This is a genomic window from Kitasatospora sp. NPDC001309, from assembly GCF_042896295.1.
Taxonomy (GTDB): Bacteria; Actinomycetota; Actinomycetes; order Streptomycetales; family Streptomycetaceae; genus Kitasatospora.
The window spans coordinates 53,954-67,725 of sequence record NZ_JBIAXC010000041.1; the positions used below are offsets into that span (position 1 = coordinate 53,954).

At 75.6% G+C, this 13,772-nt stretch carries 4 protein-coding genes; 1 reads left to right on the forward strand and 3 read right to left on the reverse strand.

Annotated elements, in window-relative coordinates:
* Position 1 precedes the first annotated feature (1 nt).
* The 3 genes from ACFY2K_RS32530 to ACFY2K_RS32540 form a co-directional block, all read right to left on the reverse strand.
* Positions 2-10,507: an SDR family NAD(P)-dependent oxidoreductase gene (locus ACFY2K_RS32530; RefSeq protein WP_387716254.1), complete on the reverse strand. Its 10,506-nt coding sequence runs from the start codon at positions 10,505-10,507 to the stop codon at positions 2-4.
* 86 nt (positions 10,508-10,593) lie between these two features.
* The gene (locus ACFY2K_RS32535; protein WP_380643079.1) at positions 10,594-11,625 is read right to left on the reverse strand and encodes a 3-oxoacyl-ACP synthase III family protein; all 1,032 of its coding nucleotides are present in this window, start codon (positions 11,623-11,625) and stop codon (positions 10,594-10,596) included.
* 133 nt (positions 11,626-11,758) lie between these two features.
* Complete coding sequence (locus ACFY2K_RS32540; protein WP_375893163.1) at positions 11,759-12,295, reverse strand: hypothetical protein; 537 nt, start codon at positions 12,293-12,295, stop codon at positions 11,759-11,761.
* Between the two features lie 277 nt (positions 12,296-12,572).
* On the opposite strand from ACFY2K_RS32540, the gene ACFY2K_RS32545 reads away from it, so the two are divergent.
* Positions 12,573-13,772, forward strand: a complete 1,200-nt coding sequence (locus tag ACFY2K_RS32545; protein WP_387716257.1) for a cytochrome P450 — start codon at positions 12,573-12,575, stop codon at positions 13,770-13,772.

Here is a 13,772-nt window from a genome sequence, read left to right on the forward strand (position 1 = left end):
CTCAGACCTCCGTTCCGGGATGGTTGAGTTCGTCGTCGAGCGCGGCGAACAGTTCCTCGTCGCTGGCCGTCGCGAGGTCCTCGGCGCGCTCGCCCTCGCCGTCGCCTTCGGCCGGGGTGTCGTCCAGGCGCCAGAGCAGCTCGCGCAGCCTCCGGCCGACCGCTCCCCGGACGCCGTCCGCGGCGGCCAGCGCGGGCAGCAGGGACTCCAGCCGGTCGAGCTCGCGCAGGAACGGGTCCGGCGCGGCCTCGTCCTCGGGGGCCAGGGCCCGGTGCAGGTGGGCGGCCAGCGCCGACGGGGTCGGATGGTCGAACACCGTGGTCGGGGCCAGCCGCAGGCCGGTGGCCGCCCCCAGGCGGTTGCGCAGTTCGACGGCGGTGAGCGAGTCGAAGCCGATCTCCTTGAAGGCCTGGTCGGCGGCGACGGTTCCGGCAGCGACAGTTCCGGCCCCGCCGTGGCCCAGGACGGCGGCGGCCTGGCCGAGCACCAGGTCGAGCAGGGCCTCGGCCCGCCCGGCCGGGTCCAGGCCGGCGAGCCGGTCCGACAGCGGGGCCGGGCCTCCGGCGGCGGGCGCGCCGGCGGCGCTGCGCCGGGCGGGGGCGCCCGCCAGCGAGCGCAGCAGCGCGGGTACGGTCCCGGCGGCCCGGCCCGCCCGCAGGTCGAAGCGGGTGGTGACGACGGCCGCCCGGCCGGTGGCGCGGGCCGCGTCCAGCAGGGCGAGGCCCTCCCGGTCGGTGAGCGGCACCAGGCCGCCCCGGGCCAGTCGGGCCCGGTCGCCGTCGGTGAGCTGTCCGGTCAGTCCGCTGGCCCGCTGCCACAGGCCCCAGGCGAGCGAGGTCGCGGGCAGGCCCTCGGCGGCGCGGCGGTGCGCGAGGCCGTCCAGGTAGGCGTTGGCCGCCGCGTAGTTGGCCTGTCCGCCGCCCCCGAGCACCCCGGAGACGGAGGAGAACAGCACCAGGTCGGCGAGGTCGGCGTGCCGGGTCAGCTCGTCCAGGTGGCGGGCGGCCCGGGCCTTGGGGGCGAGCACCGCCTCCAGCGCGGCCGGGTCGAGGGCCTCCAGGACGCCGTCCGCGAGGGCGCCGGCGGCGTGCACCACCAGCGTCAGCGGGTGCTCGGCGGGGACGGAGTCGAGCAGCGCGGCCAGCGCCGCCCGGTCGGCGACGTCCACCGCGGCGACGGTCACCTCGGCGCCCAGTGCGGCGAGTTCGGCGGCCAGCTCGGCGGCGCCCGCCGCCTCGGGGCCGCGCCGGCCCGCCAGCAGCAGGTGCCGGGCGCCGTGCTCGGTCACCAGGTGCCGGGCCGTCAGCGCGCCGAGGGTGCCGGTGCCGCCGGTGACCAGCACGGTGCCGGCCGGGTCGAGCGGCGCGGGGACGGTCACCACGACCTTGCCGGTGTGCCGGGCCTGGCCGAGGTGGCGCAGCGCCTCCCCGGCCCGGGCGACCGGCCAGGCGGTGATCGGCGGCAGGGTCAGCACCCCGCGCTCGAACAGCGCCAGCAGCTCGGTCAGCAGCTCGCCGATCCGCTGCGGACCGGCCTCCAGCAGGTCGAAGGAGCGGTAGCGCACGCCCGGGTACTGCTCGGCGATCCGGTCGGCGTCGCGCAGGTCGGCCTTGCCCATCTCGACGAAGCGGCCGCCGCGCGGCAGCAGCCGCAGCGAGGCGTCGACGAAGTCCCCGGTGAAGGAGTTCAGCACCACGTCCACCCCGGCGCCGTCCGTCCCGGCGAGGAAGAGCCCCTCGAAGTCGAGGGTGCGGGAGGAGGCGGTGCGGGCCGGGTCGACGCCCAGCGCCGCCAGGGTGTCCCACTTGCCGGGCCCGGCCGTCCCGTACACCTCGGCGCCCAGGTGGGCGGCGAGCTGGACGGCGGCGATGCCGACGCCGCCGGCCGCCGAGTGCACCAGCAGCCGCTCGCCCGCGCGGAGCCCGGCCAGGTCGACCAGGGCGTAGTGGGCGGTCAGGTAGGCGGCGGGGACGGCGGCGGCCTGGGCGAAGCTCCAGCCGGCCGGGACGCGGGCCAGCAGCCGGTGGTCGGTGACCGCGACCGGGCCGATGCCCCCGGACACCAGGCCGGTGACCCGGTCGCCGGGCGCCAGGCCGGTCACGCCCGGGCCGACCTCGGTGACCACGCCGGCCGCCTCGGTGCCGAGCAGGGCGCGGTCCGGGTAGACGCCGAGGGTGATCAGCACGTCCCGGAAGTTCAGTCCGGCGGCCCGCACGGCGATCCGCACCTCGCCGGGGGCGAGCAGGCGGGCGGCGTCCGGGGCGGGGAGCAGGGCCAGCGCGTCCAGGGTGTCCCCGGTGGGGGCGAGCCGCCAGGGGCCGTCCCCGGGGGCGGTGAGCTCGGGCCGGGCGGGCAGCGGGACGACCGCCGGGGCGAGCAGCGCGCCCCGGCGCAGGGCGAGTTGGGGCTCGTCCCGGGCGAGGGCGGTGCCCAGCGCCGCCCGGGAGTCGGGGTGCCCGTCGGTGTCCAGCAGGCGGAACCGGCCGGGGTGCTCGGTCTGGGCGCTGCGCAGCAGGCCCCAGAGGGCGGCCGCGACCGGCCGGACCGGGCGGTCGGCGGGGCCGGTGTGCTGGGCGTCGCGGGTCAGCACGGCGAGCCGGGTGTCGGCCAGGTGGTCCTGGGCGAGCCAGCGCTGGACGAAGCCGAGCAGGGCGGCGGTGGCGGCGGCGGGGTCCTGGTCCTGGTCCTGGTTCGGGTTCGGGGCCGTCGGCTCGGGGAGGGTGAGCGGGAGGACGGCGAGGGCGGGCGGGTCGGTGGTGAACAGGCTTGCGGGGTCGGGGAGTTCTGCGGGGTCGGTGGGGTCGGTGGGGTCGGCGGAGAGGTGGTGCTCGGGCAGTTCGACCACCGCCCGGTCGGCGGGGACGGCCGCCGACGGGGGCACGGGCGTCCAGTCCAGGTGGTACAGGCCGTCGGCCCGCCCGACCGGCCGGGCGGCGGCCAGGGCGCCCGGGGCGAGCGGGCGCAGGGCGATCCGCTCGGCGGTGAGCACCGGCCCGCCGAGCGGGTCGGTGGCGGTCAGCGCGACCGAGTCGGCGCCGTGCCGGGTCAGCCGGACCCGCAGGGTGGTGGCGGCCGTGGCGGCGAGGGTGACGCCGGTCCAGGCGAAGGGGAGTGCCGTTCCCCGGTCGGCGTCCTCGGGGTCGCTCTCCTCGCGAGTGCCGTCCGCGGGGGCGGTGAGGCCGGCGGCGAGCGGGTGCAGGGCGGCGTCCAGCAGGGCGGGGTGGATGCCGTAGCGGGCGGCGTCCGGGTGCGCGGGCTCGGGGAGTTCGACAGTCGCGTAGACGGCGTCACCGGCGCGCCACAGGGCGCGGACGCCCTGGAAGGCCGGGCCGTAGTCGTAGCCGCGGTCGGCGAGGCCGGGGTAGAGGTCGGCCGGGTCCACGGGGGTGGCGCCGGGCGGGGGCCAGGCCGCGGGCCGGTCCTCGGGCCGGTCCTCGGGGGCGGCGGCGGACGGGTGGTCCGGGAGGAGCAGGGCGGTGGCGTGCCTGGTCCACGGCTCCTGCGGGCCGGCGGCCGCCGGGCGGGAGTGGACGGCGAGCGCACGGGCGCCGTCGGTGTCCGGCGGTTGGACGGTGGTCTGCAGGTGCACGGCGCCGTCGTCGAGCAACAGCGGTGCCTCCAGGGTCAGTTCGGCCAGGGCCGGGACGGCGGCGCGGTGGCCGGCGTGCAGGGCGAGTTCGACCAGCGCGGTCGCGGGCAGCAGTGGGGTGCCGGTGACGGCGTGGTCGAGCAGCCAGGCGTGGGTGCCGGTGGAGATCCGGCTGGTGTAGAGCGCGGTGCCGTCCGGCAGGTCGGTGGTGGCGCCCAGCAGTGGGTGGTCGGCGCTCTGGAGGCCGAGGTGGCCCGGGTCGCTGATGTCCGGGGCGGGGTCGAGCCAGTAGTGCTCGTGCTGGAAGGGGTAGGTGGGGAGGCCGGGCGGGGTGGTGGGGGTGGTGAGGGGCCAGGTGAGGCGGTGGCCGTGGAGTTCGACGGCGGCCAGGGCCTGGAGCAGCGGTTGGTCGTCCTCGCGGTTGCGGCGCAGGGTGCCGGTGACCAGGATGTCCGGGGCGTCCGGGTGTTCGGCCAGGGTTTCCTGGATGCCGACGGTCAGCACCGGGTGGGCGCTGGCCTCCACGAAGGTGGTGAAGCCGTCCTCGGCCAGGGCGCGGACGGTGTCCTCGAAGCGGACCCGGCTGCGCAGGTTGCGGAACCAGTACCCGGCGTCCAGCTCCGCAGTGTCCAGCGGCCCGGCCGTGACGGTCGAGTAGAACGGGATCTCCGACGGCTGGGGGCTGATGTGTGCCAGCAGGTCGAGGAGTTCGGTGCGCAGGGGATCGACCTGGGAGGAGTGCGAGGCGTAGTCCACCGGGACCCGCCGCACCCGTACGTCCTGCTCCTCGCCCCAGGTCACCAGCTCGCCGATCGCCGTCGCGGTCCCGGAAACCACCGTCGAGGAAGGCCCGTTGACCGCCGCGACCTCCAACGCACCGTCCCAGCGGGCGATCAGCGCCTCCACCTCCGCCACCGGCAGCGGCACCGACGCCATCCCGCCGTCACCCGCCACCACCCGAATCGCCTTACTGCGCAGGGCCACCACGGCCGCAGCGTCCTCCAGACTCAACGCCCCGGAGACCGCAGCCGCCGCGATCTCGCCCTGCGAGTGCCCCACCACCGCGTCCACCGGCAACCCGTACGAGCGCCACAGCCCCGCCAGCGACACCATCACCGCCCACAGCACCGGCTGCACCACGTCCACCCGCTCCAACAGGACCGGATCCCGCAGCGCCTGCCCCAACTCCCACTCCACATAGGGCTCCAGGGCCCGGCCGGCGTCGGCCAGCAATGCGGCGAACACCGGAGACGACTCGGCCAGCGCCACCCCCATTCCCACCCACTGCGAACCCTGCCCCGGGAACACCAGCACCACTCGACCCGGCGAGGACGCCACCCGACCCGACACCACCGCCGGATGGTCGGTCAGCGCACGGAGTGCGGCCACCACCTCGGCGCGCTCGCCCGAGGCGACGGCGGCGCCGTACCCGTGCCGGGCGACGCGGGTCAGTGTCCAGGCCGCGACCTCGGACAGGCCGACCCGGGCACCCGGGCCCTCCAGCCAGTCCGCCAGCCGCTCGGCCGCCGCACCCAACGCCGCCTCCGAGCGCGCCGAGAGCAGCACCGGGGCGACCGCAGGAACCGGCTCCACCTGAGGCCCGGTGGCGGCCGGGGCCTCCTCCAGGATCACGTGCGCGTTGGTGCCGCTCATCCCGAAGGCCGAGACCCCCGCCCGACGCGGCCGCTCGCCCGGCGCCCAGTCCACCGGCGCGCGCAGCAGCTCGACCGCACCGCTCCCCCATTCGACGGCGCCGGTCGGCTCGTCGATGTGCAGGGTGCTCGGCAGCACCCCGTGCCGCAGTGCCTGCACCATCTTGATCACGCCCGCCACCCCGGCCGCCGCCTGGGCGTGCCCGATGTTGGACTTCACCGACCCCAGCCACAAGGGCCGCTCGGCGGGCCGGTCCTGACCGTAGGTGGCCAGCAGCGCCTGCGCCTCGATCGGATCCCCGAGCCGCGTCCCCGTGCCGTGCGCCTCCACCGCGTCCACATCCGCGACGCCCAGCCCGGCCGCCGCCAGCGCCGCCCGGATCACCCGCTCCTGCGAAGGCCCGTGCGGGGCGGTCAGGCCGTTCGAGGCACCGTCCTGGTTGACGGCGGTGCCGCGCACCACCGCCAGCACCGGGTGGCCGTTCGCCCGGGCGTCGGAGAGCCGTTCGACCAGCAGCAGCCCGACGCCCTCGGAGAAGCCGGTGCCGTCGGCAGCGGCCGCGAAGGCCCGGCAGCGGCCGTCCGGCGAGAGGCCGCGCTGGCGGCTGAACTCGATCAGGGTGTCCGGGGTGGACATCACGGTGGCGCCGCCGACCAGGGCGAGGCTGCACTCGCCGGAGCGCAGCGCCTGGCCCGCGAGGTGCAGGGCGACCAGGGAGGAGGAGCACGCGGTGTCCACCGTCACCGCCGGACCCTCGAAGCCGTAGGTGTACGCGATCCGCCCCGAGGCCACGCTGCCCGCGCTGCCGGTGCCGAGGTAGCCCTCCGCCTCGGGGGCGGAGCCGCGCACCCGGCCGCCGTACTCGGTGTAGATCAGGCCGGTGAAGACGCCGACCGGGGTCCCGCGCAGCGCGGCCGGGTCCAGGCCGGCGCTCTCCAGCGCCTCCCAGGAGGTTTCCAGCAGCAGCCGCTGTTGCGGGTCCATCGCGACGGCCTCGCGCGGGTTGATGCCGAAGAACGCCGGGTCGAAGTCGGCCGCGCCGGTCAGGAAGCCGCCGTGCCGGGTGTAGGAGGTGCCGGTGCGCTCCGGGTCCGGGTCGTACAGCGCGTCCAGGTCCCAGCCCCGGTCGGCCGGGAACTCCGAGACCGTCTCCCGGCCCTCGGCGACCAGCCGCCACAGCTCCTCCGGCGAGCCCACCCCGCCCGGGTAGCGGCACGCCATCCCGATGATCGCGAGCGGTTCGTCGGCAGCGGCCCGGGTACGGGCGGGCGCGGTGGCCGGTGCGCTGCCGCTGCGGCGCAGCAGGTCGCCGAGGTGCTCGGCGAGGGCGCGCGGGCTGGGGTGGTTGAACACCAGGGTCGGCGGCAGCTTGAGTCCGGTGGCGGCGGCGATCCGGTCACGCAGTTGGACGGCCGTGAGGGACTCGAAGCCGAGGTCGCGGAAGGCCCGGTCGGGGTCGAGTTCGGCGGGGGTGGCGTAGCCGAGGACGGCGGCGACCTCGCCGCGCACCAGCTCGCGCAGCTGCCGCTCCAGCTCGGCGCCGGACAGTCGGCGGAGGCGCTCGACGGCACTGCCCTCCCCCGCCGTGCGCCCGGCGGCCCGGCGGGCCGGGGTGCGGGTGGGCCGGGCCGGGCCCCGGGGGGCGGGGGCGGTCAGCCGGTCGACGGCGACCGGGCGCAGCACCAGGGTGTCGACGGTGAGGACGGGGGCGCCCTCGGGGTCGACGGCCCGGAGGCGGAGGGTGTCCTGGTCCAGGCGGTCCAGCCGCACCCGCAGCGCGGTGGCGCCGACCGCGTGCAGGCCGAGGCCGTTCCAGGCGAACGGCAGCCGCAGTTCGGCGGGGCGGTCCGGGCCGTCGGCCGCCGCCTCGGCCTGGAGGGCGGCGTCCAGCAGGGCGGGGTGGATGCCGTAGCGGGCGGCGTCGGGGTGCGCGGGCTCGGGGAGTTCGACGGTCGCGTAGAGCACGTCGCCGTGCTGCCAGGCGGCGCGCAGGCCCTGGTAGGTCGGGCCGTAGCCGACCTCGGCGGCGGCGAACCGCGCTGCGGCGGTGGCGAGTTCGAGGGGGACGGCCTCGGCCGGGGGCCAGTCGGCGGGGAAGTCCTCGGTGGGGAAGTCCTCGATGGGGGTGGCCGGTTCGGCCGGCTCGGCGGCCAGGGTGCCGGTCGCGTGGTGGGTCCAGTCGCCCGCGCCGCCGTGCTCGGGGCGGGAGTAGACGTCGAAGGTCCGACGGCCGTCCCGGTCGGCGGCCGGGACGAGGACCTGGAGGTCGAGCACCGCCCCGCCGAGGGTCAGCGGCGCCAGCAGGACGAGTTCGTCCACGCCGGAGGAGCCTGCCGACTCGGCGGCGGCCAGGGCGAGTTCGGCGAAGCCCGTCCCCGGGAACAGGACCGTCCCGGCGACGGTGTGCTCGGCCGACCAGGGGTGGCTGCGCGGGGAGAGGCGGCCGGTGAGGACCAGCCCGCCGTCGTCGGCGCGTTCGACACTCGCGCCGAGCAGGGGGTGGGCGGACGCGTCCGGGCCGCCCGCGTGAGTGGGGGCGTCGAGCCAGTGGCGACGGTGCTGGAAGGGGTAGGTGGGGAGGCCGGGTGGGGTGGTGGGGGTGGTGAGGGGCCAGTCGAGGCGGTGGCCGTGGAGTTCGACGGCGGCCAGGGCCTGGAGCAGCGGTTGGTCGTCCTCGCGGTTGCGGCGCAGGCTGCCGGTGACCAGGGTGTCCGGGGCGTCCGGGTGTTCGGCCAGGGTTTCCTGGATGCCGACGGTCAGCACCGGGTGGGCGCTGGCCTCCACGAAGGTGGTGAAGCCGTCCTCGGCCAGGGCGCGGACGGTGTCCTCGAAGCGGACCCGGCTGCGCAGGTTGCGGAACCAGTACCCGGCGTCAAGGGCGCTGGTGTCCAACAGGGTTCCCGTGACGGTGGAGTAGAACGGAATGTCGGCGGGCTGGGGGTTGATGTGTGCCAGCAGGTCGAGGAGTTCGGCCTCAAGGGGTTCGACCTGGGCGGAGTGCGAGGCGTAGTCCACCGGGACGCGCCGTACCCGCACCTCCTGCTGCTCACCCCAGGTCACGAGCTCGCCGATCGCCGTCGCGGTCCCGGAAACCACCGTCGAGGAAGGGCCGTTGACCGCCGCGACCTCCAACGCACCGTCCCAGCGGGCGATCAGCGCCTCCACCTCCGCCACCGGCAGCGGCACCGACGCCATCCCGCCGTCACCCGCCACCACCCGAATCGCCTTGCTGCGCAGGGCCACCACGGCCGCAGCGTCCTCCAGGCTCAACGCCCCCGACACCGCCGCCGCCGCGATCTCGCCCTGCGAATGACCCACCACCGCGTCCACCGGCAACCCGTACGAACGCCACAGCCCCGCCAGCGACACCATCACCGCCCACAGCACCGGCTGCACCACGTCCACCCGCTCCAACAGGACCGGATCCCGCAACGCCTCCGCCAACTCCCAATCCACATAAGGAGCCAGCGCCCGACCCGCATCCGCCAGCAACGCGGCGAACACCGGAGAGGACCCGGCCAGCGCCACCCCCATCCCCACCCACTGCGAACCCTGCCCCGGGAACACCAGCGCCACCCGACCCGGCGAGGACGCCACCCGACCCGACACCACCGCCGGGTGTGCCGACCGCCCGGCCAACGCCCGCAGTCCGCCGATCAGTTCAGCCCGGTCCGGCGAGGCCACGGCGGCCCCGAACCGGTGCCGGGCACTGCGGGTGAGTGTCCAGGCCGCGACCTCCGCGAGCCCGGCCTGCGCGCCCTCGCCGTGCTCCAGCCAGTCCGCGAGCCGCTCGGCCGCCGCGCCCAACGCCGTCTCCGAGCGCGCCGAGAGCAGCACCGGGGCGACCGTAGGAACCGGCTCCGCCTGAAGCCCGGTGGCGGCCGGGGCCTCCTCCAGGATCACGTGCGCGTTGGTGCCGCTGATCCCGAAGGCGGAGACCCCCGCCCGGCGCGGCCGCTCGCCCGGCGCCCAGTCCACCGGCGAGCGCAGCAGCTCCACCCCGCCGACGGACCAGTCCACCTCCCCGGTCGGCTCGTCGACGTGCAGGGTGGCGGGCAGCACGCCGTGCCGCAGCGCCTGCACCATCTTGATCACGCCCGCCACCCCGGCCGCCGCCTGGGCGTGCCCGATGTTGGACTTCACCGACCCCAGCCACAACGGCCGCTCGGCGTCACGACCCTGACCGTAGGTGGCCAGCAGCGCCTGCGCCTCGATCGGATCCCCGAGCCGCGTCCCCGTGCCGTGCGCCTCCACCGCGTCCACATCCGCGGCGCCCAGCCCGGCCGCCGCCAGCGCCGCCCGGATCACCCGCTCCTGCGAAGGCCCGTGCGGGGCGGAGAGCTGGCTGCTGGTGCCGTCCTGGTTGACGGCCGAGCCGCGCACCACCGCCAGCACCGGGTGGCCGTTCGCCCGGGCGTCGGAGAGCCGTTCCAGGAGCAGCAGGGCCACCCCCTCGCCCCAGCCGGTGCCGTCCGCGCCCGCCGAGAACGCCTTGCAGCGGCCGTCCGGCGACAGCCCGCGCTGGCGGCTGAACTCGACGAAGGTGTTGGGGGTGGCCATCACGGTGGCCCCGCCCGCGAGCGCCAGCGTGCACTCGCCCGAGCGCAGCGCCTGCGCGGCCAGGTGCAGGGCGACCAGGGAGGAGGAGCACGCGGTGTCCACCGTCACCGCCGGACCCTCGAAGCCGTAGGTGTACGCGATCCGCCCCGAGGCCACGCTCGGCGCACTGCCGATGCCGACCTGTCCCTCGACGGCGGCCGGCAGCGGGTTGAGCCGCGAGCCGTAGTCGTTGTACATGATCCCGGTGAAGACGCCGACCGGGGTCCCGCGCAGCGCGGCCGGGTCCAGGCCGGCGCTCTCCAACGCCTCCCAGGTGGTCTCCAGCAGCAGCCGCTGCTGGGGGTCGATGGTGCTGCTCTCGCGGGGGCTGATGCCGAAGAACTCGCCGTCGAAGCCGGCTGCCGCGGCCAGGAAGCCGCCGTGCCGGGTGTAGGAGGTGCCGGTGCGCTCCGGGTCCGGGTCGTACAGCGCGTCCAGGTCCCAGCCCCGGTCGGCCGGGAACTCCGAGATCGCGTCCCGGCCCTCGGCGACCAGCCGCCACAGCTCCTCCGGCGAGCCCACCCCGCCCGGGTAGCGGCACGCCATCCCGACGACGGCGATCGGCTCCGTGGACCTGGCCTCGGCCTCTTCCAGTCGCAGGCGGGTGTCCTGGAGGCTGGCGCTGACCCGCTTGAGGTAGTCGCGGAGCTTCTCGTCGTTCGACATGCGTGCTCTGCCCTTCGATGGTTCGAGGTGTGGCGGGGCCGGACGGAGTGACGGCGGGCCCGGCGGCGGGGCGGGGCCGGGAGGGGTCAGACGTGTTCCAGGGCGAACCCGGACTTGATCCACTTGCTGGACTCGACCGCGATCGCGGCGGCCCGGTCACCCGGGGAGAGCTTCGGCAGGACCTGTTCGAGCTGGAAGAAGACCAGCGCGTTCCCGGTATTGGCGGTCTCGCCGACGCAGCTGACCTCCTCGGCGCCGCTCAGCCCGAGGCGCTCGACGATCCGGCTGGTCATCCGGGTGGACAGCTGCGGCGGCAGCAGGTGCGTCACCTCGCCCTCCTGCCAGCCGGCCTCGGCGAGCAGCCGGTGCAGGATCTGCTCGGCGAACAGCGGGACGGTCTCCTCGATAGCCTTGTAGTCCTCCCGGGCCGTCGGCCGACCGCTGTGCCGGTCGACCGGGCCGAACCACTCCAGCACCTGGCCCGGTTCCCGTCCCCGGCCGGCCAGTTCGACGAAGGAGGCCCGGACGGCGGTCGGCCCGGCGGCCGGGTCGGCACTCAGCACGGCGGCCCCGGCGGCGTCGCCGAACAGCACGTAGTTGACCAGTTCGGCCGGAGGGACGGCGCGCAGGTCGGCCGTCAGGTCGTAGTGCTTGGCGATGACGTCGCCGCCCAGCACCAGGGCGGTGCGGTGCCGGCCGGTGGAGAGCAGTTGGCGGGCGACGTCGATCGCCTGGACGGCGCCGGAGCAGCCGGACTGCAACTGGTAGGTGGCCACGCCGTCGATGCCGAGCCGGTCGGCGATCACGTTGACGGTGGCGGGCATCAGGGTGTCCGGGGTGGCGGTGCCGAGCACCACGAGGTCCACGTCGGCGGGGTCGGTGCCCGCCGCGGCGAGCGCGCGCCCGCCGGCGGTGGTGCCCAGGTCGGCCAGGGTGTCGCGCTGCTCGCCGGTCTCCAGGTCGAGGGCGAGGTACCGGGTGCGGGTGCCGATGAAAGCGTCCACCCACTGCTCCCAGAGCGCGTCCATGCCGAACCGGCGGCCCAGGGCGGCGTTGTCGATGGGCGGGCCCGGCAACGCGGTGCCGGCCGCCAGGAGGCGGATCTCTGCGGGGTCCATCTGCGGTCTGCTCCCAGCCGGGTCGGAGTGCACGTCGGGTCGGGGTGCTTGTCGGGTCGGAGTGCGCGTCGGGCCGAACGGCGGTCCGGCGCAGAGGTGTTCAGCAGGTGCTCAGCAGGTGCTCAGCAGGTGCTCAGCGGTAGAGGACGATCGCCGAGGCGTACGCCTTGTGGGTCTCGACCGGCCGGAACTGGCGGAACCCGATCGCCCCGCGCAGCGGGCCGGCCACCGCGACGGCCTTGATGGTCTGCTGCTCGCCGAGGGTCAGCCGGGCGTCGTCGACGATGCCGCCGGTGCGGATGACGTTGCCGTCGATCAGCCGGATCTCCTCCGAGAAGTAGCCCAGGAAGTTGCCCTCCGGGCCCTTGCGCAGCATCCGCCCGATGCCCTTGGTCGTCCCGACCAGTGCGCCCTGCTGGTCGCGCAGCTCGTAGCGGACGTGGGCGAGGTCGTCCAGCGTCGGGGTGGCCCCGCTGAAGTCGGAGTTGGTGGACTCGTAGCTGATCAGGGTCTCGGCGAGGTCGGTGAGGTGGAGCAGGTTGGCGGGGTCGCCGACCGGCGGGTTCGGCCCGGTCGGGCCGAGCGGCGGCACCGCCAGCCAGGCCAGCAGCCGGCCCCGCAGGGCCGCCGCGACGGGGGCCAGCGGGCCGGGGAGGGAGATCGATGCCATGCCACAACTCCGTTCAGCACAGGGACGGGACGGCGCCGGCGGAACGGCGCACCGATCACGCTAGGCAACGGCGCTAAACCGGCCCGGCGCGGCCGCTGAACCGATCTCCGCCGCCCGGCGAATGCGCCGCTTAACCGGCGACAAACGCCCATTGAATTGCCGTTGATTCCGGTCGGAACTGCCGTGGCCCGCGCCCGAGGTGCGGAACTAGCATGCGCCGGAGCAACCAGAATTCCCCCCGGAAAACCGTTCCGGGAAATCCGACCGGGAGGCCGCGTTGTCCGCCAGTTCCGTCGAAGCACCGTCGTTCCCGGTGCGCCGCTCCTGCCCCTACCAGCCACCGGACGTCTACCGGGAGATCAGCACGCGGGGCCCGATCAACCAGGTCACCCTGTGGGACGACCGCCGCGTCTGGCTGATCACCGGTTACGCGGAGGCCCGCCGGCTGCTCGCCGACGAGCGGCTGTCCTCCGACCGCAGTTACGACGCCTACCCCACCATGGCCCCGCACCTGGGCGCGCCGGCCGCCCGCAAGCTGGTGCTGGTGGGCGAGGACCCGCCGGTCCACCACCACCACCGACGGCTGCTCAACCCGGAGTTCAGCCTCAAGCACGCCCGGGCGCTGCGCCCCGACATCGAGCGGATCGTCAACGGACTGATCGACCGGATCGAGGAACTCGGCTCCCCCGCCGACCTGGTGGAGCACTTCGCGGCGCCCATCCCCTCGCTCGTCATGTCGGCGCTGCTGGGCATCCCGTACGAGGACCACGCCTTCTTCCAGACCGCCACCGCCGGCGTCATGCAGGGCCGGGACCCGGAGCACACCGAGGCCTCCGCCGCCGAACTCGTCCGCTACCTGGACCGGTTGGTGACGGCCCAGGAGCGCAAGCCGGACGAGAACCTGGTCGGCCGGCTGGTGGCCCACGTGGAGAGCGGCGAGCTGACCCACGACGAGGTGGTGCAGCTGGCCATGGTGCTGCTGATCGCGGGTCTGGAGACCACCTCCTCGATGATCCCGATCAGCGTGCTGGCCCTGCTGGAGCACCCGGAGCAACTGGCGGCGCTGCGCGACGGCGTGGTGCCGGCCGCCATCGCGATCGAGGAACTGCTGCGGATCACCGCGGTGACGGACTTCGCCGGGGTGCGCTGGATCACCGACGACATCGAGATCGACGGCCTGCTGCTGAAGGCCGGGGACGGCCTGGTGGTCTCCTCCACCATGACCAACCGGGACGACCGGGTGCACGCCGAGCCGTACGAGGTCGACCTGGCCCGGGCCAGCCGCCAGCACCTGACCTTCGGCTACGGCATCCACCAGTGCCTGGGGCAGAACCTGGCCCGGCTGCAACTGGAGATCGCCTTCGAGACGCTGGTCCGCCGGCTGCCCGGGCTGCGGCTGGCGGTGCCGTCCGAGGAGCTGGTGATGCGCCGCACCGGCACCATGCAGAGCGTCGAGCGCCTGCCGGTGGCCTGGTGA